Source organism: Rhizobium leguminosarum bv. trifolii WSM2297 (assembly GCF_000271845.1).
Map to the genome: position 1 here is coordinate 4,159,186 of NZ_JH719395.1, position 24,117 is coordinate 4,183,302.

The window sequence follows — 24,117 nt, forward strand, 5'->3', positions numbered from 1 at the left end:
TTCGCGCCGGCAGGCCCGCACCCCGGCGTGCACTCTACATGGCCGCCTTGTCGGCTTGTCGCTACAATCCCGCTCTTGCTCGTTTCGCAGACACACTCAAAGCCACAGGAAAACCACCCAAGGTGATCCTAGTCGCCGTCATGCGCAAACTTCTCGTTCTCGCTAACTGCCTCTTAGCTCAGGACCGCCTCTGGACCCCAAATCCGCCTTGACAACCAACACAGATTCTCATCCGGCTGCCGCCACCTTCTCCCCGTAAACGGGGCGAAGGGGATATGCCGTAGCCTCTCCGTCCCCTCACACCCTTTTATATGGCGCGTCCCTTCCTGCTCGTGGGGCCGCCAGGGAGACGTACCCAAAGCAGCGTGGAGATGGACGAAGCCGGTGCGGCATGTCCCTTCGCCCCGCGTGCGGGGAGAAGGTGGCGGCAGCCGGATGAGGGGCCGGTCCCGACGATCTCTACCCACAAAAAAACGGGCCGCTCGGCCCGTTTTCGCATTTCCAGGGATGATGTCGCCCGCTCAGCTCGCCCGGGCTGCCGCCCGGCGGCGTTCATTGATCGGCTGGTAGGCAAGTTTCTGATGGTAGCCGCAATAGGGCGAATTGTCGGGGGATTCGCAGCCGCAGAAATGGAAGTCATCCTTCAGCGGATCGCCGACCGGCCACTTGCAGGTGCGTTCGGTCAGTTCCGTCAGCCCGAGGCGGCGCGAGATCGGCACGACCACGTTGCCCTTCGGCACGTATTCCATTTCCTCGACCGTTTCGATCTCGATCTCTTCCTTCAGCATCGTTGCGCCCTGCTGGCGGGTAACGGTGCGGGTGGTGATCCGCGAGGCGTAATTCGGTGCGCGCGGCGCCGATGTATTGCGTTTCGGCGTGCGCGCCGTGGCGGCGGTGCCGCCGGCCTTGGCGCGGCCCGGAAGGCTCAGCCTGTGTACTTTGCCGATAACAGCGTTTCTGCTGACACCGCCAAGTTGCGCCGCGATCTGGCTGGCGCTCAGTCCTTCGGCCCAAAGCTTCTTGAGTTTCTCGACCCGCTCGTCTGTCCAGTTCATGCCCTGTCTCCACCTTTTGCGTTGGTGATGGCAGAATCCCTCACCGTTGTCCCGGACGTGTCCGAAACAAGAAACGCTTGATCAATTTTGGTGACTAGTTCCGCCGCATGCAGTCTAGTAATTGAACTTTAACCTAGTGTGAGGCTGACTCCCTGACAAGAGTCGCGGGAATCCGGATGAATCGAATTCGTAGTTTTCCCCAACTTGCTGCCCCTGCGTGGCATTTCTGCAATATTGCCTGTTGAAGGTCTGAGATGCCGCTGTACAAGCTTGCTGCATCCGCTAAGGGCGCAGTTTTGTTGACATTGCAGCGCGAAAAGGAAATAGTACCGCTCGCCGCCGCAAGGCGGCATTTTTGATTTTTCGGGCCTGGTTTTCTTAGCCGGAGTCCTGAGCTTGAACAACGCTGACCGGGAGACCGCGCCATGGCCGAAGCCGCGCCGCTTTATGACACCTATTCTCGTGCCCCGCTGCGGTTCGAGCGAGGCGAGGGCGTGTGGCTGATCACCGAAGGCGGCGAGCGTTATCTCGATTTCGGCGCCGGCGTCGCCGTCACCTCCGTCGGCCATAGCAACCCACATGTGGTCGCAGCGCTGAAGGAGCAGGCCGACAAGGTCTGGCACCTCTCCAACATCTATGAGATCCCCGGCCAGGAGCGCCTGGCCAAGCGGCTCACGGACGCCACCTTCGCCGACAAGGTGTTCTTCACCAATTCAGGCGCCGAGGCGCTCGAATGCGCGATCAAGACGGCGCGCCGCTATCAGTTTTCCAAGGGCCATCCCGAGCGCTTCCATATCATCACCTTCGAAGGCGCCTTCCACGGACGGACGCTGGCGACGATCGCCGCCGGCGGCCAGGAAAAATATCTCGAAGGTTTCGGCCCCAAGGCGCCGGGTTTCGACCAGGTGGCGTTCGGCGATATCGACGCGGTCCGCGCCGCGATCACCGAGGCGACGGCTGCTATCCTCATCGAGCCGGTACAGGGCGAGGGCGGTGTGCGTCCTGCCACTCCCGAGTTCATGAAGGCGTTGCGCCAGCTCTGCGACGAACACGGCCTGCTGCTGATCCTCGACGAGGTCCAGACCGGGGTCGGGCGCACCGGCAGGCTCTTTGCCCATGAATGGTCGGGCGTCACCCCTGATATCATGGCGGTTGCCAAGGGCATAGGCGGCGGTTTCCCGCTCGGCGCCTGCCTTGCCACATCAGAGGCCGCCTCCGGCATGAAGGCCGGCACGCACGGTTCGACCTATGGCGGCAATCCGCTCGCCATGGCCGTCGGCAGCGCCGTGCTCGACATTATTCTCGCCGATGGCTTCCTCCAGCAGGTGCGCGACGTCGCACTCGTCTTCCGCCAGGGGCTGGCCTCGCTGAAGGATCGTTATCCCGATGTGATCGAGGATATCAGAGGCGAGGGGCTGCTGCTTGGCATCAAGGCGGCGGTTCCCTCTGCCGACCTGTTGCAGGCGATCCGCGCTGCGCATCTGCTCGGCGTGCCCGCCGGCGACAACGTCATCCGCCTTCTTCCGCCGCTCGTCGTCACCGCCGAGGAAGCCCGCGAGGGCCTTGCCCGCATCGAGCGCGCTGCCGAAAGCATCCGCGCCTCCAAGGTCAAGAAAACGGCTTGAAAGGATTGCCGCCTCCGGGCGGCACGACAGGTAAGAACATGGCTCCTAAACATTTCCTCGATCTCTCGGCGGTCACATCAGCCGATCTCAGAACCATCATGAACGATGCGCTCGCCCGCAAGCAGGCCTTCAAGGCCGGCAAGGGCGACAAGCCGCTCGCTGGCAAGATGCTGGCGATGATCTTCGAGAAGCCGTCGACGCGCACCCGCGTCTCCTTCGACGTCGGCATGCGCCAGCTCGGCGGCGAAACGCTGTTCCTGTCCGGCACCGAGATGCAGCTCGGCCGCGCCGAGACGATCGGCGACACCGCCAAGGTGCTGTCGCGTTATGTCGATGCGATCATGATCCGCACCACCGAGCATTCCAGGCTCAAGGAGCTTGCCGAGCATGCGACCGTGCCTGTGATCAATGCGCTGACCGATGACACCCATCCCTGCCAGATCATGGCCGATATCATGACCTTCGAGGAGCACCGCGGCCCGATCAAGGGCAAGACCATCGCCTGGACCGGCGACGGCAACAATGTGCTGCATTCGCTGGTCGAGGGGGCCGCCCGCTTCGGCTACCGCATGAACATGGCCGTCCCCCTTGGCTCGGAGCCCAAGGATCACTATCTGAACTGGGCCCGCAATGAGGGCGCCGAAATCATGCTCTGCCATGATGCCGACCGTGCGGTCGAAGGCGTCGATTGCGTGGTGACCGATACCTGGGTCTCCATGAATCAGGAACATCGGGCCCGGGGTCACAATGTCTTCCAGCCTTACCAGGTCAACGCGGCCTTGATGGCCAAGGCCGGCAGTGATGCATTGTTCATGCATTGCCTGCCCGCTCATCGCGGTGAGGAAGTGACGGATGAGGTGATCGACGGTCCGCAATCCGTGGTCTTCGATGAAGCGGAAAACCGTCTTCATGCGCAGAAGTCGATTCTTGCTTGGTGCCTGGGCGCGATCTGAACCATAATCGGATGCCGCGAGTCTTAGACCCGCGGCCGCGCGAGCGAAGGGCACGCTGACCCATCGCTCCGAAAACTAGGAGTAAAGCCATGGCAGAAGCTGCAGCCGCCCTCGGCCAGTTCGATTTCGCCGGCGATGACCATGTCGTCCCTTTTCAGGTGGAGGGTCTGGATGTGCGCGGCCGCGCCGTCCAGCTCGGCCCGATGCTCGATGCCATCCTCGAGCGCCATCATTATCCCGCCCCGGTCGCCCGGCTGCTGGCCGAAGTCGTCGTCCTGACGGTGCTGCTCGGCACCTCGCTGAAGTTCGACGGCAAGTTCACGGTGCAGACCAAGGGCGATGGCCCGGTCGATCTACTCGTCGCCGATTTCTCGACGCCGGAAAATGTCCGCGCCTATGCCCGTTTCGACCAGGCGCTGCTCAACAAGGCGGTTGCATCAGGCGAGACCGAGCCGGAGCAACTGCTCGGCCGGGGCGTGCTCGCTTTCACCATCGACCAGGGCAAGTTCGGCCAACCCTACCAGGGCATCGTCGAGCTCGACGGCACCACGCTCGAGGAGATCGCCGGCGTCTATTTCCGCCAGTCGGAGCAGATCCCGACGCGCGTGCGGCTGGCTGCGGCCGAACTCTTCGATCGTGACGATGCCGGCAAGCCGCGCCATCGCTGGCGGGCAGGCGGCCTCGTCGCCCAGTTCCTGCCGGAAGCGCCGGAGCGGATGCGCCGGCCCGATCTCCACGGCGGCGACGGCGACACCGGCAGCCGCCCGCATGGCGAGGACGATGCCTGGCTCGAAGCCCGTTCGCTGGTCGAGACCATCGACGCCGATGAACTCACCGACCCGCTTGTCGGCACCGAACGGCTGCTGTTTCGCCTGTTCCACGAGCGGGGCGTGCGCGTCTACGAACCGCGGGCGGTTTTCGACCGCTGCAGCTGTTCGCGCGACAAGATCAAGGGCGTGCTGAAAGGCTTCACCGCCGAGGAGATCGAAGCCAGCCAGGAGAATGGCGAGATATCAGTCACCTGCGAATTCTGCTCGACCACCTACCGCTTCGAGCCGGTCGAGCTTCAACCGGCCGAATAGCTCCCGGCGGCGCGCCGAAAACTGCCCCTCACCCTAACCCTCTCCCCGTAAAAACGGGGCGAGGGGACGTGCCAAACGCAATGTTTAGATGGAATAAGCCGGTGCGGCATATCCCCTTCGCCCCGCAAGCGGGGAGAAGGTGCCGGCAGGCGGATGAGGGGCAGGTATCGAGGCTACGCCTCAGTTCAACACCCGCAGCAGCCCCGGTGAATCCAGCGAGAAGGCCGGGATGTCGACATCGAACATCTCGCCTTCGTCCGTTTCCATCTGGTAATGGCCGAACATCAGCCCTGAGGGCGTGTCGAGCGGGCAGCCGGAGGAATATTCGTAGGTGTCGCCGGGGCTGAGCCGCGGCTGTTCGCCGACGACGCCCGGACCGGTCACCTCATCCACCTGGCCGTTCTGGTCGGTGATGTTCCAGTAGCGGTTGACCAGGCGAACGGCGACGCCGGAATTGTTGCTGATGACAATCCGGTAACCCCAGACATAGCGATCGTCTTCCGGATCGGATTGCTCCTCCAGATAAAACGGTTCGACGACGACTTCGATCTCTCTCGTGAGGGCGCGATACATGCCTTGCACCTTAGTCAAGATATGTTACCCGTATCTTATAAAGAGGCCCTGTCCGTCAAGAAACGGAACGTTGATCAGCGATGAAACAGCTATGATCGAAGGGTTTTCGATCGTTAAGCCTAATTGTCAGTGTTAATTTTACTTCGGAACGCCGGCGCGGGCGAACTTGTTCCCTGACCGGCAGTGGCCGAACCGCAAATGAGCCCGGCCACTATTCTCTGCTGTCAGGCCGAAACCTTGGCAAGCGCCTTGGCGAAATCCTCGATCAGGTCGTCGGTATCCTCGATGCCGGCCGAAAGGCGGACCGTGCCCGGCGAGATGCCGAGTTCGGCGCGCGCCTCGTCCGTCAGGTTTTTGTGCGTCGTCGTCGCCGGATGGGTGATCAGGCTCTTGCTGTCGCCGAGATTGTTGGAAATCTTGACGATATCGAGCGCGTTCTGCAGCGCAAAGGCCGCGTCCTTGCCTCCCTTCAGCTCGAAGGCGACCAGCGTCGAGCCGCCGGTCATCTGCTTGGCGACGATATCGGCCTGCGGATGGTCCTTGCGGCCGGGATAGATCACCTTGGCGACCTTGTTCTGTTCGGCCAGGAAGTCGGCGATCTTCGCCGCATTCTCGGTCTGCTGGCGCACACGCAGCGGCAGCGTCTCGATGCCCTTCAGCAGCGTCCAGGCATTGAACGGCGACATGGCCGGGCCGGTATGGCGGAAATAGTCGTGCAGGTTCTCGTCGATCCACTCCTTGTCGGCCAGCACGACGCCGCCGAGGCAGCGACCCTGGCCGTCAATGTGCTTGGTGGCGGAATAGACGACGATATGGGCGCCGAGTTCCAACGGCTTCTGGAAGAGCGGCGTGGCAAAGACGTTGTCGACGACGACCTTGGCGCCGACCTGGTTGGCGAGCTTGGCGACGCCTGCGATATCGACCACCTCGAGCGTCGGGTTGGTCGGGCTTTCCAGGAAGAACACCTTGGTGTTCGGCCGGATCGCCTTTTCCCAGTTGGCGAGATCGCGTCCGTCGACCAGCGTGCATTCGATGCCGTATTTCGGCGCCAGGGTTTCGACGACCCAGCGGCAGGAGCCGAAGAGGGCACGCGCAGCAACGATATGGTCGCCCGCCTTGACCTGGCAGAGGATCGCAGCAGAGACGGCCGCCATGCCGGAGGCGGTGGCGCGGGCGTCTTCCGCACCTTCAAGCATGCACATGCGTTTTTCGAACATGTCGTTGGTGGGGCTGCCGTAGCGGGCGTAGATGTAGCCGTCCGTCTCGCCCTTGAAGCGGGCTTCGGCCGCTTCCGACGTCTCGTAGACGAAGCCCTGCGTGAGATAGATTGCCTCGGACGTTTCGCCATACTGCGAACGCAAGGTTCCGCCGTGGACGAGTTGGGTTGCCGGGCGCCAGATCTTGCTCATGCCATCACCTTCACATAACAAAAAAACCGGCCGCAAAAGCAGACCGGTTTCAACCCGGTCTTTTTAGCCACTTGTTTAACGTGGCTGCAAGCCGACCGGCCAAATCACCACGGGATAATTCTGCAATACTGCTGTTAGCTGCTTGCGTCAATTCCCCGAGTTTGGTTTTGTCGGCGGCAAAATGATGGATGGGGCATGATGGCTCGTGAAACGGGAATTCTGGCGGACCGCGCGATCTCGGCGCTGTTTGAAACGGGGCGTCTGCTCTCCGAGCGGGAGCTGGACCGCGACCAGATCCAGCCGGCAAGCCTCGATCTCCGCCTGGGCGCCAAGGCCTTTCGCGTGCGTGCCAGCTTCATGCCGGGGCCTTCGCATCTGGTGTCGGATAAGCTCGACCGGCTGAGCCTGCATGTGATCGACCTCTCGGAAGGGGCGGTGCTCGAAACCGGCTGCGTCTATATCGTGCCGCTGATGGAGAGCTTGGCGCTGCCGGCCGACATGTCGGCCTCGGCCAACCCGAAGAGCTCGACCGGCCGGCTCGATATTTTCACCCGCGTCATCACCGATTACGCCCAGGAGTTCGACAAGATCCCATCCGGTTATTCCGGCCCGCTCTATCTCGAAATCAGCCCGCGCACCTTCCCGATCGTCGTGCGCCGCGGCTCGCGCCTGTCGCAGATCCGCTTCCGCACCGGCCATGCCCTGCTCAGTGAGCCGGAGCTGCTGAAGCTGCATGAAAGCGAGACGCTGGTGGCGAGCAAACTGCCGAACGTCTCCGGCGGCGGCATCGCGCTGTCGATCGATCTCGCCGGCGATGAAGACGGCCTGATCGGCTATCGCGGCAAACACCACACCGCCGTCGTCGATGTCGACAAGAAGGACCAGCACGACATCTTCGATTTCTGGGAACCGCTCTATAGCCGCGGCCGCAACGAGCTGATCCTCGATCCCGACGAATTCTATATTCTGGTCTCGCGCGAAGCTGTGCATGTGCCGCCGGATTATGCCGCCGAGATGACCCCGTTCGATCCGCTGGTCGGCGAGTTCCGCGTCCACTATGCCGGCTTCTTCGATCCGGGCTTCGGCCACGCCCCGGCCGGCGGCCGCGGCAGCCGCGCCGTGCTCGAAGTGCGCAGCCACGAAGTCCCCTTCATCCTCGAAGACGGCCAGATCGTCGGCCGCCTGGTCTACGAACACATGCAGGAAAAACCCGCCAGCCTCTACGGCTCCGGCCTCGGCTCCAACTACCAGGCCCAGGGCCTGAAACTCTCGAAGCACTTCCGTATCTGAGGCGCAGCGCACGGGGCGACTTGACAGCGCCCCCCATCTGTTGGAAATCTCAGCGCATCGCGGGTGTAGCTCAATGGTAGAGCAGCAGCTTCCCAAGCTGAATACGAGGGTTCGATTCCCTTCACCCGCTCCAGCTGCTTCACTCCCTTACAAACTGAGATCTCATTCCGCTTCGGTGGAGGTCGCAATGCGCTTGACCGCATCAGTCGCGGTTTCGAGCACGCGTTCCGACATGCCTTGGTCAGTCATGATGCGAGAGATGGTTACGGCGCCCACCATCAGCGACAGGATGACCATGGCTTTGTCATGGGGTTTCGAGCCATCCGGCGCTGGGATCAATTCGTCGAGAATCTGAAGATGAGCTTCGATGCCACTCTGGAATGGAGCGCGCACCTCTTCGCTCAGACGTGCCGCGTCGGACCCGAGCGCCGCCAAAGGGCAACCATCGCCTTTCTCCTCCCGGTGGCCCGGAGAAAGATAGAGGTCGACAACCGCTTCAAGCGGATCGGGACTTCCAGCGGCAACCCTTGACCATCGGCGGACCGCGCTCTCCATGGCTCGCCCGGATGCGAGCGCCACAAGATCGTCCTTCGATTCGAACTGCTTGTAGAACCCGCCTTGAGTGAGGCCGGCACCTTTCATCAGATCCTTCAGCCCGATGCCGTCGAAGCCATGCTCCCGGAAGAGGCGGCTTGCGACATTGATCACCGTTTCACGATTGGCCTCGGCTTGAGCGCGACTGACTCTCATAGCGATCTCCAATTAGATTTCATTTGACATCTATACGACAAATAGAGTTAGATCGCAATCTAAATAAATAGCTGCGCCCGTCAAGAAGGGTTACTGACATGAACCGCAAAATTCTCCTCGCCTCGTTCGGCCTTCTGGCGGCCGCCGGCGCCACGACGTTCGTCTTTGCCGCCAAGTCTTCGGACGCAAGCGCGCCGGCCGCCGATCCCCGATCAGCAACGCCCTTCGTCAAGTTGGTGGAAGCAAAGAGGCCGGAGAGCGCCGAACGCAGCTTCACCGGCACCATCGCCGCTCGGGTGCAAAGCAATCTTGGTTTTCGTGTGCCCGGCAAGATCGTGCAGCGCTATGTGGACGTCGGTGTGCAGGTCAAGGCCGGTCAGCCGCTGATGCGCATCGACGAGACCGATCTGCGCCTCGCACTGACGGCGAAACGAAACGCCGTCGCTGCGGCTGAGGCTGTGCTGACCCAGGCGCAAGCAGATGAGAGACGTTACGCCGCTTTGGTGAAAAACGGATTGGCCGCGACGCCGCAGCGCTACGAGCAAGCCAAGGCAGCGCTTGACACCGCGACTGCGCAGCTTGCCGCGGCGCAAGCGGACGCCAAGGTCGCGGAAAACGAGGCCGCCTATTCCGTCCTCGTTGCCGACACCGATGGAACGGTCGTCGAAACGCTCGGCGAGCCGGGGCAAGTGGTGACGGCGGGCCAAACCGTGGTCCGGCTCGCACAGGCGGGCCCGCGTGAAGCGCTGGTCTGGATGCCGGAATTCCTCAGGCCGCAGCTCGGCGAGACGGCCGATGCCAGCATCTACGGAAACGAAAGCCGGCAGGACAAGGCGCGGCTTCGGCAGATCTCCGACGCCGCCGATCCGCAAACCCGCACCTATGAGGCGCGCTGGGTGCTGGATGGCGCCGCAGCGTCGGCGCCGCTGGGGGCGACGGTGACGATCAGGATTTCCAGCAACAGCGGCCAATCGCATGCCGCGGTGCCAGTCGGCGCCGTATTGGACGATGGCAGCCGAACAGGCGTCTGGGTCTTCGACGAGAAATCTTCGACCGTCCACTTCCGGCAGGTGAAAATAGAGCAGCTGGGTGAGGAGGTCGCATTGGTTTCCAGCGTCAATGCAGGCGAGCCGGTCGTCGCTCTCGGCGCCCATCTGCTGCAGGACGGCGCCAGCGTGCGCACCAAGGCGGAACAGACAGAGGCGGCAAACTGATGAACTTCAATCTCTCCGCGCTCGCCGTTCGCGAGCGGGCCGTCACCCTGTTCTTCATCGTTCTGCTGGCCGCCGCCGGCGCCTATGCATTCGTCAAGCTTGGGCGCGCCGAGGACCCCTCCTTCACCATCAAGACCCTGACCGTGACATCCGTGTGGCCGGGCGCGACAGCGCGCGAAATGCAGGATCTGGTCGCCGAGCCGCTTGAAAAACGCCTCCAGGAACTCACCTGGTACGATCGTGTCGAAACGACAACGCGGCCAGGCTACGCCTTTTTGACCGTCACCTTGAAGGACAGTACGCCGGCAACGGCAGTCGAGGAGGAATTCTATCAGGCCCGGAAGAAGCTTGGAGACGAGGCCCGCAACCTGCCGCGGGGCGTGCTCGGTCCCTTTGTCAACGACGAGTATTCCGATGTCAGCTTCGGTCTTTATGCGCTGAAGGCCAAGGGCATGCCGATGCGCGAGCTGGTGCGCCAGGCGGAGGTGATCCGCCAGGATCTTCTGCATGTGCCTGGAGTCAAGAAGATCAACATCCTCGGAGAGCGGCCCGAACAAATCTTTGTCGAATTCTCCTATGTCAAGCTGGCCACCCTCGGCATTTCGGCACAGGACGTCGCGGCCGCCTTGCAGCGGCAAAACACCGTCACGCCGGCCGGATCGATCGATACGCGCGGCCCGCAGGTCTTCATTCGCTTCGATGGCGCCTATGACAGCCTCCAGGCGATCGCCGACACGCCGATCGCTGCGGCCGGGCGCACCTTGAAGCTCTCGGATTTTGCCGAAGTGCGGCGCGGTTATGAAGATCCGGCCACCTATCTCATTCGCCATGACGGCGAGCCCGCCATCATGCTTGCCGCGGTGATGCAACAGGGCTGGAACGGTCTGGACCTCGGCAAGGCGCTGGAAGAGAGATCCGCAGCGATCGCAAAGACCTTGCCGCTCGGCATGACGCTCGCCAAGGTCAGCGACCAGGCAGTCAACATCGAGGAAGCCGTCGGCGAGTTCATGCTGAAATTCGCCATGGCGCTCGGCGTCGTGTTGTTCGTCAGCCTCGTCAGCCTCGGTTGGCGCGTCGGCATCGTCGTGGCTCTGGCCGTTCCGCTCACACTTGCCGTCGTCTTCCTCATCATGCTGGAAACCGGCCGGTTCTTCGATCGCATCACGCTTGGTGCACTCATCCTGGCGCTCGGCCTTCTGGTCGACGACGCCATCATCGCCATCGAGGTGATGGTGGTGAAGATGGAAGAGGGCATGGATCGCATCAAGGCGGCCGCCTATGCCTGGAGCCATACCGCGGCCCCGATGCTGTCGGGCACACTCGTGACGATCATCGGTTTGATGCCGGTCGGCTTTGCCAGGTCAACCGCCGGCGAATATGCCGGCAACATCTTCTGGGTGGTGGGCTTTGCCCTGATCGTGTCCTGGATTGTCGCGGTGATCTTCACGCCCTATCTCGGGGTCAAGATGCTGCCGGCGATCAAGCCGGTCGAAGGTGGCCATCACGCCATCTACAACACCCCCAATTACCGGCGCCTGCGAGGGATTATCGAATTTACCGTGCGCCACAAGTTCGTCACATGTGCGGTGGTTGCCATCGCCATGGGGATCTCCGTGGTCGGCATGGGTGCGGTGAAAAAGCAGTTCTTCCCGACGTCGGACCGCCCCGAGGTCCTCGTCGAAGTTCGCATGCCCGAAGGCACGAGTATCGAGACGACGACGGCAACGGTCGAGAAGCTCGAAGGGTGGTTGCAGAAGCAGCCGGAGGCGAAGACCGTCACCAGCTATGTCGGTCAGGGCGCTCCCCGCTTCTTCTTTGCCATGGCGCCGGAATTGCCGGATCCGTCTTTCGCCAAGATCGTCGTGCTGACCCCTGACGCTCATACACGCGAGGACTTGAAGCTTCGGCTCCGCGCGGCCATTTCGGACGGCCTCACCCCTGAAGCCTATGTCCGCGTCACCCAGCTCGTCTTCGGTCCTTACACGCCGTTTCCGGTCGAGTTCCGGATCACCGGCCCGGATCCGGAGCAACTGTACCAGATTTCCGACAAAGCCCTCGCTATCATGAAGAGCGTGCCGGACGTGCGCCAGGCAAACCGTGATTGGGGCAACCGCACGCCCGTGCTGCGTTTCGTTCCCGACCAGGATCGGCTGAACCTGATCGGCCTGTCGCCGGCCGAGGCAGCCCAGCAGATGCAGTTGCTGCTGAGCGGAATTCCGAGTACCGAAGTTCGCGAAAATATCCGCAACGTGCCTGTCGTTGCACGCAGTGCCGGCGGCAACCGGCTTGATCCCTCACGATTGGCAGACTTCTCGCTGATGAGCCGGGATGGGCGGCAGGTCCCGCTCGATCAGATCGGCCACTCGGAAATCCGCTTTGAAGAACCGATCCTGAAACGCCGCGATCGAACGCCGGTCATTACGATCCGGTCCGATATCAACGAAGCGACACAGCCGCCGGAGGTCTCAGAGCAGGTCATGAAGGCGCTTCAGCCGCTGATTGCCTCGCTTCCCGTGGGATATCGGATTGAGATGGGCGGAAACATCGAGGAATCACTCAAGGCCAACAACGCCCTCGTCAAGATCTTCCCGGCGATGGTTGCCGCCATGCTGATCGTTATCGTGCTGCAGGTCCGTAGCCTGTCGACGATGACCATGGTCATGCTGACGGGGCCGCTCGGTCTTGCCGGGGCGGTTCCGGTCTTGCTGCTCTTCGACAAGCCTTTCGGCTTCAATGCCATTCTCGGATTGATCGGGCTGGCTGGAATCCTGATGCGCAACACCCTGATCCTGACGGAACAGATCAAGGAGAATAAGGCAGCCGGTCTCGACGATTATCACGCCGTCATCGAGGCGACGGTTCAGCGGACACGTCCGGTCATTCTGACCGCCCTTGCGGCCGTGCTTGCCTTCATACCTCTGACGCACTCGGTGTTCTGGGGGTCGATGGCCTACACGCTCATCGGTGGTACGGCAGTCGGCACAGTGATGATCCTGCTCTTCCTTCCCGCTCTCTACGCCACCTGGTTCCGCATCAAGCCGACGAAAAATGAAGATCATGAAAATCACCCGAAGGACGTGGAGTTACCGACGGCAATGGCTGCCGAGTGATGTTTTCCGGAGGCGGTCATGACTTTTGCGGATCCGATAGCAACTGACCTCGAGCAGTCGCGGACGCGGATACTCGAGGTGGCGGAAAGGTATTTTCGGCGGATCGGCTATCATAAGACGTCGGTCGCCGACATCGCCGCCGAACTCGGCATGAGCCGCGCCAATATCTATCGCTTCCCTCGAGGACGGCGATCAACAGCTCCGTCTGCGGGCTGGTGGTCAAAGAGGTTGCTGACATCGCTCTGGCGATCGCACGAACCGATGCGCCGACGAGCAAAAAGCTGGCGGATCTCTTGACCGCCATTCATGGGCACAGCGCGAGAAGGCTGGTGGAGGACAGACCCATGCACGAGTTGCTCGTCGCCGCCGCGGATGGAAGTTGGGCAACCATCAACGCCCATAATGAGCAGATCCTGGCAATCCTCAAAGCGCTTGTCCGCGAGGGTGTGCAGACAGGCGAGTTCAAGGTTGAAGACGCCGACGAAGCCGCGCGCGGCATCATCACCGCCTTCCTGCCGTTCTTCCATCCGGTTCTGGTCGAGCAGCGCGTTCAGGAGGGTGAGGCCACCGCAGTCAGCGTCCATGCCCAAATCCGCTTCATCCTGACAGCGCTCGGCACATCAGACCGCACGACGTCACCGAAAGAGATCAGCGTAATTTAGCGCTGCCGACCTTGCTCTTTCCGATAATGCCATTATCTAGCGCACTAGATAAAAGCACACTAGATGAAGCCATGTCGAACAACGAGATCACATCCCGCCGCGCGGTCGGCACCCAACTTTCGTTTGCGCTCTATGGCGCCGCCAATAGGATGGCGCGCCTTCACAAGCCATTTTTGCAGCCGCTCGGCCTGACTTTCCCGCAATACCTGGTGATGCTTGAACTTTATGGCGGTACGCCCCGCGCCGTTGGAGAGTTGGGTTTAAAGCTCGATATGGACACCGGAACGATCACGCCGCTGCTGAAGCGTCTGGAATCGGCCGGCATGGTGACCCGGACGCGCGATCGCCATGACGAGCGGCGGGTGCTCATCCATCTGACCAAAGCCGGTGAATCCCTGCGCGAGGAACTTTGGGCCGTCACCGACAAGATCAAAACCGCCTGCCAGCTCACGGACGAGGGGCTGGCCGATCTGCGCGACACGCTGCACGCATTCGCTCGCCCCGCCGCGATTGAGCCGGGCGTTCTTCCACATCAGAGAAAGGTCATTCCATGAAGATCGGGATCATCGGCGCTGGAAATATCGGCGCGACGCTGGCGAGAAAATTCGCCGCCAGCGGCCATGAGGTCAAGCTCGCCAACTCAAAGGGACCGGACACGATCCGCGAACTTGCCGGCGATATCGGAGCGGCCGCCGTTTCGAAGGAAGAAGCCGTCCGGGGCGTCGAGGTGGTGGTACTTTCAATCCCATTCGCAAGCTATCGCGACCTCGGTGGGCTCTTCAATGACGTGCCCAAAGAGGTCGTGGTGATCGATACGTCAAACTATTATCCGTTTCGCGACGGTGCGATCGCGGACCTCGATGGCGGGATTCCCGAAAGCGTTTGGGTGAGCGGGCAAATCGGCCGACCCGTCGTCAAGGCGTGGAATGCCGTCCTGGCGGCAACGCTCTCGGAGAAGGGGCGGCCTGACGGCACGGATGGACGCATCGCCATTCCGGTGGCCGGCGATGCTCCGGAAGCCAAGGCGATTGCCATGGCGCTGGTGGAAGTCACCGGTTTCGATGCGGTGGATGCTGGCGGGCTGTTGGAGTCTTGGCGCCAACAGCCCGGAACTCCCGCCTATTGCACGGAACTTGCAGCGACCGAGCTGAAGGAGGCGCTGCGATCGGCGGATCGATCCCAGGCAGCCAATAATCGCGACTCCCTGATCAAGGAGTTCATGGCAACAGGCGGAAGTCTGACCCATGGCGAGATGGTCGCTCGCAACCGTGCCCGGACTGCCATCACCCAATAGGCGCTCATACCTCGGGTCACTTCAGGCAGCTGGTTCGCGCGTATGCGATTTTCGGGCAAAAATCTCCGCAGAACAAAAACCGCTTGATTTTATATTTCGATTGACATCTAAGCTTGAATTAGATGTCAATCGTCATCTTACATGACGTCTGTGAAGATCAACGACTCGCCCAATCCGAGGAACATGCATGTCCAAAAATAAGGTTGTAGTGATCACCGGAGCCTCCTCCGGAATAGGCGAAGCTTCAGCGCGCCTCCTTGCACAAAATGGTTTTCAGGTCTTCGGCGGCGCCCGCGATCCGAAGCGTGCCAATCCGATTTCCGGCGTGCGCTTCGGCACTGTCGACGTCACCGATGACGCTTCGGTCTCGAACTTTGTCGAATGGGCTCTCGCCGAAGCGGGTAAAATCGATATCCTCATCAATAATGCCGGCGTTTCGCTGGTTGGCCCTGTCGAGAACACCTCGATTGCCGAAGCACACACGGTGTTCGATACGAACGTGTTCGGCCCATTGCGCATGATCCGTGCCGTTCTACCCTCCATGCGAGCCGCCCGCAGCGGCCTGATCATCAATGTCAGCTCGGTGCTGGGCTTTCTGCCGGCGCCATTCATGGGATTATATGCGAGCAGCAAACATGCGCTGGAAGGACTGTCCGAGTCTCTCGACCATGAGATTCGCGAATTCAACGTGCGCGTGGTGCTCCTTGAACCCACCTTCACGAACACGAAACTCGATGTAAACGCAGCGCAAACCGAGATCCCCCTGGGGGTCTATGCGACGCAGGCTGACGCGACCATCAAAGCGGTACAGGCTCAGATCAGAACCGCGCCGTCGCCGCAGGCAGTAGCAGAGAAAATCCTGGCGGCAATCAATGGTCCATACCGCATGCGTCAACCGGCCGGCGGCCAGGCGACGCTGCTGAGCCGGTTACGCAGGTTTATGCCGGCAAGCGCAGTCGATAGCAGTCTGCGCAAGACATTCGGCTTCGCAAAACGCCGCCCGTCCTAAGTTTGCCGAAGCTTCCAGACGTCGTCGGTTTCAACGGCATCGTTTCTGCGAACCTCGTGTCGGCGCACCGCAGAGCATCACCCGACGACGTCATCTGCCTCCGTCGAGCAAAGCCTAATCCCCAAAGAACCGGATCGGTTTATATCGGCGGTGCGCGATGATCAGGCTTCTGTCGGGCTGGATGATGTAGGTTTCCTCGACCTGCTGGCCGTACTGGTCGATGAAATCATGCGGGAAGCTGGAGCCGGGCGGGGATTTGGTGAGCTTGCTGCGCGGCTGGCCGTTATAGGTGATGCTGCCCGGGATCGGTTCGAGGCCCGGGCCCTCATAGGTGACGGTGGTACACCCGGTTAGAACCAGGGTGCCGATGAGGCCGATGACTGCAGGTTTCATACAAATCCCCTCCCGATGCGCCGAAGGATGTGATCTTACTCCCGACCGGGCGGTGCTCACCAGATCAAACGGCAGATCCGCCTTCAATCCTTCGGGAAGGGTCGGCTGGAGCGGCGTGATCGATTCAACCATCCATTGCCGAAACCGGCGCTGTTTGCTAGATCGGCGGGGTCGAAAAAGGCAGGATCGGTTGAGGTAAGCCCGGTCCCTTCCGTTGGAGCGTCAGCGCTCTCAAGAAGCTCTGCTCCGTGCCACGGCACGAGAACCCGCGACGTGATCCGCATGGAGATGCGGGATCCCGGCGGTGTGCGGAGACGGCAACAAGGCAGTCCCGGGATTTTTTTGAACGGAGACTGTCATGCGCCTGAACCATCTCGATTTTCACGTACCCGATATTGCTGCAACAGTGGATTTCTTCATCCGCCATTTCGGTCTGAGGCTGAAGGATATGCGCGGCAACAACGGCCTTGCGAATCGAGGACGATACCGGCCTCGAAATCGTCCTCAGCCACGCCATCGCAAAATTCGGCACCGCCGACCAGGTGGAGATTGGACGCCAGACCTATCATCTCGGCTTCATCCTGCCCGAGAGGGCGGATGTCGATCGGGTTTACGCCGAGCTTGCTGCCGTCGATGCGGCACTCTCCGGTCCGCCGGCCGCCATGCGCGGCGGCTGGCTGTTTTATTGCACGGCGCCCGGAAATATCCTCGTCGAGATTGGCTGGCGGCCGGGTTAGAGGGGGCGCAGGGGGAAAGCAACCTTCGGTTTGCGCCGGGTCGGACCGGTACCTGCCCCTCACCCTAACCCTCTCCCCGTAAAAACGGGGCGAGGGGACGTGCCACGCGGGAGGTTGGCGAGGGACGGAGAGGTCGCGGCCATCCCCCTTCGCCCCGCAAGCGGGGAGAAGGTGCCGGCAGGCGGATGAGGGGCAGGCGGCGAATGCTGGAGCGATATAAAGCTTGCCTCAATCGCCTCAGAATTCCGTCCAATCACCATCCTGGCTTTTCGGAGTGTTGCTGCCGGCGCCGAAGGCGTTGGCGATTTTTTGGCCGAGGGCGCGGGCTGGCGAAGCGGTCGGACGGGCAGCCCCTTCCTTGGCGACGCGGATCGGGGCTGCCCTGGCTGCCGGGCGCGCGGCGGCGCGCGGTGCGGCGGTCGCAATCGGGGCGCTGGCGGTGAAGCCGCCGGTGCCTGTCAGGCGGAACTGGCCGAGCAGGTTGTTCAGCGCTGCCGCTTCCATGGCGAGGCTGTGGCTGGCGGCTGTCGATTGCTCGACCATCGCCGCGTTCTGCTGGGTGCCCTGGTCCATGGTGTTGACGGCGGTGTTGATCTCCTGCAGCCCGATCGACTGTTCGCGCGAGGCTTCGGCGATGGCGTGGACGTGCTGGTTGATTTCCTGCACCTCCTGGACGATGGAATCGAGCGCCTTGCCGGTCTCGCCGACCAGCGAGACGCCGGTCTGCACATGCGTGCCGGAATTGGTGATCAGATCCTTGATTTCCTTTGCCGCCTTGGCGGAACGCTGGGCAAGCTCGCGCACTTCCTGGGCGACGACGGCAAAACCCTTGCCGGCTTCACCGGCGCGGGCGGCTTCGACGCCGGCATTCAGCGCCAGAAGGTTGGTCTGGAAGGCGATGTCGTCGATGACGCCGATGATGTTGGAGATCTCGCCCGAGGACTTTTCGATCTGCTGCATGGCGGACACCGCCTTGCGGACGATCTCGCCCGATTTTTCGGCGCCGAGGCGCGTGCGGGCGACGAGCTGGCTCGCCTCCTCGGCGCGCTTGGCGGCGTCGCGCACCGTCGTGGTAATTTCTTCGAGGGCTGCTGCCGTCTGTTCGACGGAGGCCGACTGCTGTTCCGTCCGCTGGGAAAGCTCGTCTGCGGAGGAACGGATCTCGTTGGCGCCGGCGCCGATTGCCCGGGCGTTGGCGCCGACCGTATGCAGGGTTTCGTTGAGCCTCTCGACCGAGTTGTTGAAATCCTTACGCAGCGCATCGAGATGGGCGACAAAAGGCTGGTCGATATGCGAGGCGAGATCGCCTGCAGCAAGGCGGCGCAGGCCGTCGCCGAGCGCCTGAACTGCGCCTTCGAGTTCGGATGCTTCGCGGGCCCTTTGCGCCTCGCGTTCGCGGCGCTCGCCGTCGTTGACATCGCGGTCGGCTTCGGCGCGCGCTTCGATCCGCGCACGCTCGATCGCGTTGTCGCGGAAGATCGAGACCGCCTTTGCCATCTGGCCGACTTCGTCGCCGCGGTCGAGCCCGCTGACATCGCTGTCGGTATCGCCTTCGGCAAGCCGCGTCATGCGCAGGTTGAGCCTCGCCATCGGGCCGGCAATGCCCATCTGCGCCACAACCACGCTGAAGCCGACGGCGAGCAGAACGGCGATGCCGATCAGCACCAGACAGGAGACGATGCGGCCGTTGACCGAAGCAGACAGCGCGTCGCCGCCGTCGTTGAGCATCGTCATCATCGCATCGTTGTTGGCAATCATCTTCGGCGTCAGCGCATCGAGCTTGGCATTGATGACGGCAACATTCGCCAGTGCGCCGGCGCTGTCCTTGGCCTTGCTCTGTTCGATGATCTTGTTCGCCAGGCTTTCGATCTCATCGATGCCGGCCTGGACGTCGTCGACTGCGGCCTTGCGGCTCGGCACCAGCACGAGCGCCTGCTTCATCCGGTCGCGGGCCTGCGGCAGCTTGCTCGGTATGGCGAGCGCCGTTTGGAATGCCGGCGTATCGGCCTTCATGTCGGCAAGCAGGGTGACCTGCAGCACCGAGGCCACCACCGATGCGCTGGCACGCGCGCTCAGCATCGAGGCCTGTGCTTCATGATCGATGAAGGCGCTGTAGGCGGCGTCGGCCCGGCGGAACTCGGTAATGACATAGACCAGCCCGGCCATCGTGATCAGCCCCAGCAGCGCCACGACCGATATGATTTTCGTGCGGATTTTCAGATGCTTCAACATGGAAATGTCACCCGGTTCTGTGAAATCAATTGTTGCAAACAGAGCGCTGCGTCAGTGTCGCAGCTCAGCGATTATGGGGGAGTGACGCATGCATCATGCAATCGGCCGGCGGGTCCGTGTCGTCGCAGCAAATAAAAGGCGATATTCTTTAATTCCGCGCTAACGGCGAGGCGCAGACACATCGATAATTTTGGGGATGCAGGAGGTTCAAGAGGGCCCATCGTGAGGTGACCCGTAAGGGGTGTCGGAGGGACGCAAGGAGCGATGCTGGAGCGTGTCCTTCGAGGCTCCGGCCTTTCGCCTACGCGCCTCAGGATGAGGGCTGTCGGAGGGTGCCGCAGCCGATAGCGAGCGTTGGAGGATGCGGCGACCGCCATAGCAGCTGTCGGCGGAGGTTGGCGCCAACGCTCAAGAGAGCCTCATCCTGAGGCGCCCCGTAAGGGGCCTCGAAGGACGGGGCGGGCGTGCCGGCGTTGATGGATGAGGGCGCGTTGAGTGCCCGGCTACAAGGGCGATGAGTTCGCAACCGCCCTCCGCTCCCAAACATATTCCCCGCCGGGCATGACTCTGTTACATCTCGCCGACACGGCAACCCGAGACCGGATCATGGTGATTGAATCCAAGCTGGCATCCCCGACTCTCAAGGGGTTTTTCGCGTTCGGGCTGTTTCTCCAAGCGCTGTTTTCCGCTTTTGCCGCATCCGCCCAGCAGGCAGCGCCCTCGCTGCCGCTGCTCTTCGATGCCCGCGAACGTCTGGCGAGACCCGATCTCTCTTCGCTGGTTCGCCTGCGTTTTCTGACCTCGGTCGATTTCCCGCCGTTCAATTTCACCGATCAGAACGGCAAGCTTTCCGGTTTTAACGTCGACCTCGCCCGCGAAATCTGCAGCGAGCTGGAGATCTCAGACAAGTGCCAGATCCAGGCGATGCCTTTCGCCGATTTGAAGGATGCGCTCGCCGCCTCGCAAGGTGACGCGGTCATCGCCGGTCTTGCCGTGACGCCGGAGCTGCGTCGGCAGTTCACATTTTCCCGACCGTATCTGATGCTGCCGGCCCGCTTCGCGCGCAATCTCACCGTTCCGCTCGACGGCAAAACGGCGGCCGCCCTTTCCGGCCACTCGGTCGGCGTTGTCAAAGGCACGGTGCATGAGGCGATGCTGGCCGCCTTCTTCCCCGCGATCAAGGCTCAGGCCTTCGACACCAAGGATGCCCTGCTTGCAGCGCTCAAGGAGCGCAAGGTCGATGCCGCCTTTGCCGATGCGCTGCAGCTGTCCTTCTGGGTGTCCTCGCCGGCCTCGGCCAAATGCTGCGCGCTGTTCGACGGCCCCTATCTCTCCGAGCAATTCCTCGGGGAGGGCATGACGATCATGCTGCGGCAGAAGGACAGCGTGCTGACATCGGCCATCGACCACGCGCTCGCCACCCTGTCGCGCAACGGCCGTCTCCAGGAAATCTATCTGCGCTATTTTCCCTACGGGCTTTATTGATGCATGTCGCCCAAAACTGTGCAGCGGTTTTGGGATAACGACATGCATAAAACAAAGAGTTTCAAGCTTATCCCTTGCGGAAACGGGCAATGGCGCTGCGCTCGATCGCCGCGCAGGTGAGCTTGTCGAGGCCGAGCCGGTCGCGCAGCAGGCTGAGCAGCCTGAGTTCCTCGGCCTTCACAGAGAGATCGGCGGAAGCGACTTCGACGGCCAGCGCATAGGCCGTGTCGTAGAGTTTTGCCGGCAGGGTGTCGCGCACGGTTTCGAGAACGACGTCGAGGCCTTCGGGCCCGGCCAGCAGCGAGGCGCAGTCGCGCGCCACCGAAATCAGCTTGTCGTCGTCGAAATCCCGGAAAACAGGCAGGAAGCCGATCAGTTGTCCGATCCTTTCCATCTCCCGGTCGTTCATCGTGCTGTCGACGGCGGAGGCCATCACCATCACGTAGATCAGCGCATCATGGGCGGAAAGCGGCTTGTTCATCTCTGATTCCTTTTTCGATCAGCCCAGAGTGGGAATTGGCAGTCGGCATTACAAGGGATCGGCTCCCTGTCAAGGCCGCCGCTTATCTCAGGCGCGGGTCGTCGCCATAAAGGCCTTTTCCAGCCTGCCTGGCCTTCTCGGCGGCCCATGCAAGCGGCGAACCCGCCGCTGCCTCAGCCCAGCCGTTTTCGACAAGCCACGCGCCGAGATCTTGCGTGCCGAGCCGGCAGGCGGTCGTCACCGTTTCCTTCCATTCGGCCGTCTCGAGATCGCAGGCGATGCTGCGGTTGCGCAACAGCTGGCGCAGCGCCGTCTTCGCCAGCATGCCGCAGGGCCATTGCCGGCCCGTCGGCCCGCATATCTTGTCGGCCGGCGTCGGCACGATACCGGCAAGCTGAAGCCTGCGCTCGCCGAAGGACAGCATGCCGGCATTTTCGACCGCCGGCCGCGCGAGCTCCATCGGCTTTTTCGCGGCCGGTTTTGCCGCTGAGTCGGCCGACGTCGCTTGCTGGGCAATATCGGCGGGTTTGGGCGCCGCGCTCTCGGTTGCCGCTGGGGAGGGCGGTGCCGCCGGCGCCGCCGAGCGGGCGATCATTTCGGCCCGGTCGTCCGAGATCGCCGCCGGTTCGCCGGCCTCCGGCGTGGCATCAGCCGTTCCGGGCGCGGTTGTCTCGGTGGAGACCGTCTCGTCGCCGGCCGCGCCGCCCCGCAGCCTTGTTTCGCCCGCCATCAGCAGGCTGGCCACCACCGCCATCCCTGTGAGACCTGTGAAGATGGCGGCAGGGCGCATGGAATATCTTCCTATTGACTGGCCCAGATGATACGGGCGATCCAATCGACATCGGAAAGTTCGAGGGTGCGGTTGGGATGTTCGGAATTGAGCGACATCAGCTCGATCGACCGCGGGCTTTGGCGCAGCAACACCTTGGCCATCACCTCGCCCTCGTTTGTGCGCACGACGACCCGGTCGTTGCGGCGCACCTGCGCCCCCGGCTCGACGATCAGCACGTCGCCGTCGCGGTAAAGCGGCATCATGCTCTCGCCCTGTACCTCCAGCGCATAGACGGCTGATGTCGACGGGGCCGCCGGAAAATCCACCACGTCCCAGCCCTGGCCGGCCGGAAAGCCGCCATCGTCGAAGAAGCCGCCGGCGCCGGCTTGGGCGAAGCCGAGTAGCGGAATCGAGCTGCCCTGCCGCGGAACCGCTGCTTCCTGCTGCTTGGTCCGCTGTTCTGAAAGCTCGGCGCCCGGCCGCAGGAAGGCAAGAAACTGTTCGATGCTCGCCCCGGTCGCGTCGAGCACCTTGGCGATCGATTCCGTCGAGGGCCAGCGCAGCCGCCCGTCGGCGGATAGGCGTTTCGACTTGTTGAAGGAGGTGGGGTCGAGCCCGGCGCGCCGCGCAAGACCGGATGGCGTCAGCGCGTGCCGTTCGGCAAGCCTGTCGATCGCTCCCCAGATCTGGTCGTGTGACAGCATAGGCGCCCGATTCCATGCGCGGCTCATCCGCGCGGAATATTAACCGACCGGGCCGCCCGAGTAAAGCTAAAGGAGGAATAAAATCCTGTTATCGCAGGCGTTTCAGGCGACCATCGCCATGTTGATCTTGCCGAGCTGGATGACTGCCTGCGTCCGGCTGTCGACATCCAGTTTCAACAGGATCGCCGAGACATGCGCCTTGATCGTCGCCTCGGAGACGCCGAGTTCGTAGGCGATCTGCTTGTTCAGCAGCCCTTCGCCGAGCATGGTCAGCACCCGGCTCTGCTGCGGCGTCAGCGTATGCAGGCGGTGGATCAGGTCGGCGACATCGGGATCCTGCTCCTGGCCGTCGCGGTAGTTTTCCGGCGTGGCGATATCGCCGGCAAGCACCGTCTGGATGCTGCGGCGAATGTCGTCGATGCCGGCGGATTTAGAAATGAAGCCGGAAGCGCCGAGTTCCAACGCCCGGCGGATTGTCGTCGCGTCATCGGTTGCCGAGACGATGATGATCGGCAGGCTGGCAAATTCGGAGCGCAGCGCCATCAGGCCGGAAAAACCGCTGACGCCGGGCATGGCGAGGTCGAGCAGCATCAGGTCGGCATCCGCATGGGCGCCGGCCGCCTTGCGTGCGGCCGCGAAATCGCCGGCCTCGACGATCGCCTGCCGGCCTTCCATGCCGATGACGGCCTGGCGCAGCGCGTCCCGAAACAGCGGATGATCGTCCGCAATGATGATGGTCTGTTCCCGCATCGAAAACTCCCTCCCAAGAGCTCGATCATCCCCGCATGTAACGCTATCCCACCGCGTTGCATGCCCGCTTTCTGAAATGACTATATCAGATCAGGTCTTCTGCGGAAGGCGATTGGCGTTTTCCTCGGCCTGGAACTCCTTCACCATCCCCATGAAACTCTTCATCATCTTCTCCATGATGCTGATCGAGCGGTCGACTTCGGCATCGCTCGGCAATGCGCGCTGGGCGAGCCCGCCCTGTTCCAGCTTCGTCACCCGCTCGGAAAGCCGGTCGAGTTCGTCCTCATAGGCTGCCCGCTCGTCGGCGGCCATCCGGCATACGAGGGCACCGTCCTTGTCCTGGCAGATCGACATCGCCCCGGTCTGCCGGTCGAGCCGGACGAAATGGTCGCCGCTCTTTTCCAGCTGGAACCGGCTCGCATCGGCCTCGGCTGCGGCGGCGCCAAGCGGCAGGAGTAGAACGCCAAGTGTGAGAACCAAAAACTTCATCATCTCATCCTCCGGAATTTGTTTCTGCCGATCCCGTTTTTAACTGCC

General features: G+C 62.3%; 23 protein-coding genes, 1 tRNA gene, 2 pseudogenes and 1 riboswitch. Of the genes and pseudogenes, 15 read left to right on the top strand and 11 right to left on the bottom strand.

Going from position 1 to position 24,117, the window contains the following annotated elements:
- Positions 1–212 (top strand): annotated as a pseudogene (locus RLEG4DRAFT_RS47335) (IS110 family transposase); the annotation flags it as partial.
- A 309-nt stretch (positions 213–521) separates the two neighbouring features.
- Here RLEG4DRAFT_RS47335 and RLEG4DRAFT_RS35335 read toward each other — a convergent pair.
- Positions 522–1,055, bottom strand: a complete 534-nt coding sequence (locus RLEG4DRAFT_RS35335) for a GcrA family cell cycle regulator (protein ID WP_003584044.1) — start codon at positions 1,053–1,055, stop codon at positions 522–524.
- Positions 1,056–1,480: 425 nt separating this feature from the next.
- On the opposite strand from RLEG4DRAFT_RS35335, the gene RLEG4DRAFT_RS35340 reads away from it, so the two are divergent.
- The 3 genes from RLEG4DRAFT_RS35340 (at position 1,481) to RLEG4DRAFT_RS35350 (ending at position 4,715) form a co-directional block, all read left to right on the top strand.
- The gene (locus RLEG4DRAFT_RS35340; protein ID WP_003584045.1) at positions 1,481–2,680 is read left to right on the top strand and encodes an aspartate aminotransferase family protein; all 1,200 of its coding nucleotides are present in this window, start codon (positions 1,481–1,483) and stop codon (positions 2,678–2,680) included.
- A 38-nt stretch (positions 2,681–2,718) separates the two neighbouring features.
- Positions 2,719–3,633 carry an ornithine carbamoyltransferase gene (gene argF / locus RLEG4DRAFT_RS35345; protein ID WP_003570603.1) on the top strand — a complete coding sequence of 305 codons (915 nt, stop codon included), beginning with the start codon at positions 2,719–2,721 and terminating at the stop codon, positions 3,631–3,633.
- An 89-nt stretch (positions 3,634–3,722) separates the two neighbouring features.
- On the top strand, positions 3,723–4,715 hold the full coding sequence (locus RLEG4DRAFT_RS35350; protein WP_003584046.1) for an Hsp33 family molecular chaperone: 993 nt from the start codon (positions 3,723–3,725) through the stop codon (positions 4,713–4,715).
- A 180-nt stretch (positions 4,716–4,895) separates the two neighbouring features.
- Here RLEG4DRAFT_RS35350 and apaG read toward each other — a convergent pair whose 3' ends face one another.
- Both apaG and RLEG4DRAFT_RS35360 read right to left on the bottom strand, forming a co-directional pair.
- A complete protein-coding gene (gene apaG / locus RLEG4DRAFT_RS35355) occupies positions 4,896–5,288 on the bottom strand; it encodes a Co2+/Mg2+ efflux protein ApaG (RefSeq protein ID WP_003570600.1) in 393 nt (130 codons plus the stop codon).
- Positions 5,289–5,512: 224 nt separating this feature from the next.
- Positions 5,513–6,697 carry an O-succinylhomoserine sulfhydrylase gene (locus RLEG4DRAFT_RS35360; RefSeq protein ID WP_003584048.1) on the bottom strand — a complete coding sequence of 395 codons (1,185 nt, stop codon included), beginning with the start codon at positions 6,695–6,697 and terminating at the stop codon, positions 5,513–5,515.
- Positions 6,698–6,739: 42 nt separating this feature from the next.
- Positions 6,740–6,818, bottom strand: a riboswitch (SAM riboswitch).
- A 74-nt stretch (positions 6,819–6,892) separates the two neighbouring features.
- On the opposite strand from RLEG4DRAFT_RS35360, the gene RLEG4DRAFT_RS35365 reads away from it, so the two are divergent.
- Both RLEG4DRAFT_RS35365 and RLEG4DRAFT_RS35370 read left to right on the top strand, forming a co-directional pair.
- Positions 6,893–7,987: a 2'-deoxycytidine 5'-triphosphate deaminase gene (locus tag RLEG4DRAFT_RS35365; RefSeq protein ID WP_003584050.1), complete on the top strand. Its 1,095-nt coding sequence runs from the start codon at positions 6,893–6,895 to the stop codon at positions 7,985–7,987.
- Between the two features lie 59 nt (positions 7,988–8,046).
- Positions 8,047–8,120, top strand: a tRNA-Gly gene (locus tag RLEG4DRAFT_RS35370).
- 29 nt (positions 8,121–8,149) lie between these two features.
- On the opposite strand, the gene RLEG4DRAFT_RS35375 is transcribed toward RLEG4DRAFT_RS35370, so the two are convergent.
- Positions 8,150–8,737 (bottom strand): TetR/AcrR family transcriptional regulator, encoded by a 588-nt coding sequence (locus RLEG4DRAFT_RS35375; protein WP_003584051.1) that lies wholly within the window; start codon positions 8,735–8,737, stop codon positions 8,150–8,152.
- Between the two features lie 98 nt (positions 8,738–8,835).
- Between RLEG4DRAFT_RS35375 and RLEG4DRAFT_RS35380 the strand changes: the two genes are divergently transcribed.
- From RLEG4DRAFT_RS35380 to RLEG4DRAFT_RS35405, 7 genes are all read left to right on the top strand, one after another.
- Positions 8,836–9,951 carry an efflux RND transporter periplasmic adaptor subunit gene (locus RLEG4DRAFT_RS35380; RefSeq protein WP_003584053.1) on the top strand — a complete coding sequence of 372 codons (1,116 nt, stop codon included), beginning with the start codon at positions 8,836–8,838 and terminating at the stop codon, positions 9,949–9,951.
- A complete protein-coding gene (locus tag RLEG4DRAFT_RS35385) occupies positions 9,951–13,061 on the top strand; it encodes an efflux RND transporter permease subunit (RefSeq protein WP_003584055.1) in 3,111 nt (1,036 codons plus the stop codon). Before RLEG4DRAFT_RS35380 ends, RLEG4DRAFT_RS35385 begins: the two co-directional genes overlap by 1 nt.
- Positions 13,062–13,079: 18 nt before the next feature.
- Complete coding sequence (locus RLEG4DRAFT_RS64525) at positions 13,080–13,358, top strand: TetR/AcrR family transcriptional regulator (RefSeq protein ID WP_432416825.1); 279 nt, start codon at positions 13,080–13,082, stop codon at positions 13,356–13,358.
- Between the two features lie 32 nt (positions 13,359–13,390).
- On the top strand, positions 13,391–13,723 hold the full coding sequence (locus RLEG4DRAFT_RS64530) for a hypothetical protein (protein ID WP_432416826.1): 333 nt from the start codon (positions 13,391–13,393) through the stop codon (positions 13,721–13,723).
- A gap of 71 nt (positions 13,724–13,794) precedes the next feature.
- On the top strand, positions 13,795–14,277 hold the full coding sequence (locus RLEG4DRAFT_RS35395) for a MarR family winged helix-turn-helix transcriptional regulator (RefSeq protein WP_003584059.1): 483 nt from the start codon (positions 13,795–13,797) through the stop codon (positions 14,275–14,277).
- Positions 14,274–15,017, top strand: coding sequence for an NADPH-dependent F420 reductase (locus tag RLEG4DRAFT_RS35400; RefSeq protein ID WP_003584061.1), 744 nt, complete (start codon positions 14,274–14,276; stop codon positions 15,015–15,017). Before RLEG4DRAFT_RS35395 ends, RLEG4DRAFT_RS35400 begins: the two co-directional genes overlap by 4 nt.
- Before the next feature lie 187 nt (positions 15,018–15,204).
- A complete protein-coding gene (locus RLEG4DRAFT_RS35405; protein ID WP_003584063.1) occupies positions 15,205–16,026 on the top strand; it encodes an oxidoreductase in 822 nt (273 codons plus the stop codon).
- A 114-nt stretch (positions 16,027–16,140) separates the two neighbouring features.
- Here RLEG4DRAFT_RS35405 and RLEG4DRAFT_RS35410 read toward each other — a convergent pair whose 3' ends face one another.
- Positions 16,141–16,419, bottom strand: a complete 279-nt coding sequence (locus RLEG4DRAFT_RS35410; RefSeq protein WP_003584065.1) for a hypothetical protein — start codon at positions 16,417–16,419, stop codon at positions 16,141–16,143.
- Positions 16,420–16,777: 358 nt separating this feature from the next.
- Here RLEG4DRAFT_RS35410 and RLEG4DRAFT_RS35415 point away from each other — a divergent pair.
- A pseudogene (locus tag RLEG4DRAFT_RS35415) lies at positions 16,778–17,156 on the top strand (VOC family protein).
- A 237-nt stretch (positions 17,157–17,393) separates the two neighbouring features.
- On the opposite strand, the gene RLEG4DRAFT_RS35420 reads toward RLEG4DRAFT_RS35415, so the two are convergent.
- Entirely contained in the window at positions 17,394–19,388 is a 1,995-nt protein-coding gene (locus RLEG4DRAFT_RS35420) for a methyl-accepting chemotaxis protein (protein ID WP_003584068.1), read from the bottom strand.
- A gap of 609 nt (positions 19,389–19,997) precedes the next feature.
- On the opposite strand from RLEG4DRAFT_RS35420, the gene RLEG4DRAFT_RS35425 reads away from it, so the two are divergent.
- Positions 19,998–20,873: a transporter substrate-binding domain-containing protein gene (locus RLEG4DRAFT_RS35425; RefSeq protein ID WP_037095021.1), complete on the top strand. Its 876-nt coding sequence runs from the start codon at positions 19,998–20,000 to the stop codon at positions 20,871–20,873.
- Positions 20,874–20,940: 67 nt separating this feature from the next.
- On the opposite strand, the gene RLEG4DRAFT_RS35430 is transcribed toward RLEG4DRAFT_RS35425, so the two are convergent.
- From RLEG4DRAFT_RS35430 to RLEG4DRAFT_RS35450, 5 genes are all read right to left on the bottom strand, one after another.
- Positions 20,941–21,354 (bottom strand): tellurite resistance TerB family protein, encoded by a 414-nt coding sequence (locus tag RLEG4DRAFT_RS35430; protein WP_003570543.1) that lies wholly within the window; start codon positions 21,352–21,354, stop codon positions 20,941–20,943.
- Positions 21,355–21,436: 82 nt separating this feature from the next.
- Entirely contained in the window at positions 21,437–22,144 is a 708-nt protein-coding gene (locus RLEG4DRAFT_RS35435; protein ID WP_003584071.1) for a thermonuclease family protein, read from the bottom strand.
- Positions 22,145–22,155: 11 nt separating this feature from the next.
- Positions 22,156–22,830 carry a S24 family peptidase gene (locus RLEG4DRAFT_RS35440; protein ID WP_003584073.1) on the bottom strand — a complete coding sequence of 225 codons (675 nt, stop codon included), beginning with the start codon at positions 22,828–22,830 and terminating at the stop codon, positions 22,156–22,158.
- A 102-nt stretch (positions 22,831–22,932) separates the two neighbouring features.
- Positions 22,933–23,580, bottom strand: coding sequence for a response regulator (locus RLEG4DRAFT_RS35445; RefSeq protein WP_003584075.1), 648 nt, complete (start codon positions 23,578–23,580; stop codon positions 22,933–22,935).
- 90 nt (positions 23,581–23,670) lie between these two features.
- The gene (locus tag RLEG4DRAFT_RS35450) at positions 23,671–24,069 is read right to left on the bottom strand and encodes a hypothetical protein (RefSeq protein ID WP_037095023.1); all 399 of its coding nucleotides are present in this window, start codon (positions 24,067–24,069) and stop codon (positions 23,671–23,673) included.
- Positions 24,070–24,117 lie beyond the last annotated feature (48 nt).

Bases quoted from the DNA above. Each gene is read 5' to 3' on its own strand.
- RLEG4DRAFT_RS35365 (WP_003584050.1), top strand. From the start codon at position 6,893: ATGATGGCTCGTGAAACGGGAATTCTGGCGGACCGCGCGATCTCGGCG.
- RLEG4DRAFT_RS35360 (WP_003584048.1), bottom strand. From the start codon at position 6,697: ATGAGCAAGATCTGGCGCCCGGCAACCCAACTCGTCCACGGCGGAACC.
- RLEG4DRAFT_RS35430 (WP_003570543.1), bottom strand. From the start codon at position 21,354: ATGAACAAGCCGCTTTCCGCCCATGATGCGCTGATCTACGTGATGGTG.
- RLEG4DRAFT_RS64525 (WP_432416825.1), top strand. From the start codon at position 13,080: ATGACTTTTGCGGATCCGATAGCAACTGACCTCGAGCAGTCGCGGACG.
- RLEG4DRAFT_RS35375 (WP_003584051.1), bottom strand. From the start codon at position 8,737: ATGAGAGTCAGTCGCGCTCAAGCCGAGGCCAATCGTGAAACGGTGATC.
- RLEG4DRAFT_RS35400 (WP_003584061.1), top strand. From the start codon at position 14,274: ATGAAGATCGGGATCATCGGCGCTGGAAATATCGGCGCGACGCTGGCG.
- argF (WP_003570603.1), top strand. From the start codon at position 2,719: ATGGCTCCTAAACATTTCCTCGATCTCTCGGCGGTCACATCAGCCGAT.
- RLEG4DRAFT_RS35405 (WP_003584063.1), top strand. From the start codon at position 15,205: ATGTCCAAAAATAAGGTTGTAGTGATCACCGGAGCCTCCTCCGGAATA.
- RLEG4DRAFT_RS35335 (WP_003584044.1), bottom strand. From the start codon at position 1,055: ATGAACTGGACAGACGAGCGGGTCGAGAAACTCAAGAAGCTTTGGGCC.
- RLEG4DRAFT_RS35350 (WP_003584046.1), top strand. From the start codon at position 3,723: ATGGCAGAAGCTGCAGCCGCCCTCGGCCAGTTCGATTTCGCCGGCGAT.
- RLEG4DRAFT_RS35340 (WP_003584045.1), top strand. From the start codon at position 1,481: ATGGCCGAAGCCGCGCCGCTTTATGACACCTATTCTCGTGCCCCGCTG.
- RLEG4DRAFT_RS35410 (WP_003584065.1), bottom strand. From the start codon at position 16,419: ATGAAACCTGCAGTCATCGGCCTCATCGGCACCCTGGTTCTAACCGGG.
- RLEG4DRAFT_RS35435 (WP_003584071.1), bottom strand. From the start codon at position 22,144: ATGCGCCCTGCCGCCATCTTCACAGGTCTCACAGGGATGGCGGTGGTG.
- RLEG4DRAFT_RS35420 (WP_003584068.1), bottom strand. From the start codon at position 19,388: ATGTTGAAGCATCTGAAAATCCGCACGAAAATCATATCGGTCGTGGCG.
- RLEG4DRAFT_RS35450 (WP_037095023.1), bottom strand. From the start codon at position 24,069: ATGAAGTTTTTGGTTCTCACACTTGGCGTTCTACTCCTGCCGCTTGGC.
- RLEG4DRAFT_RS35380 (WP_003584053.1), top strand. From the start codon at position 8,836: ATGAACCGCAAAATTCTCCTCGCCTCGTTCGGCCTTCTGGCGGCCGCC.
- apaG (WP_003570600.1), bottom strand. From the start codon at position 5,288: ATGTATCGCGCCCTCACGAGAGAGATCGAAGTCGTCGTCGAACCGTTT.
- RLEG4DRAFT_RS35385 (WP_003584055.1), top strand. From the start codon at position 9,951: ATGAACTTCAATCTCTCCGCGCTCGCCGTTCGCGAGCGGGCCGTCACC.
- RLEG4DRAFT_RS35440 (WP_003584073.1), bottom strand. From the start codon at position 22,830: ATGCTGTCACACGACCAGATCTGGGGAGCGATCGACAGGCTTGCCGAA.
- RLEG4DRAFT_RS35445 (WP_003584075.1), bottom strand. From the start codon at position 23,580: ATGCGGGAACAGACCATCATCATTGCGGACGATCATCCGCTGTTTCGG.
- RLEG4DRAFT_RS35395 (WP_003584059.1), top strand. From the start codon at position 13,795: ATGTCGAACAACGAGATCACATCCCGCCGCGCGGTCGGCACCCAACTT.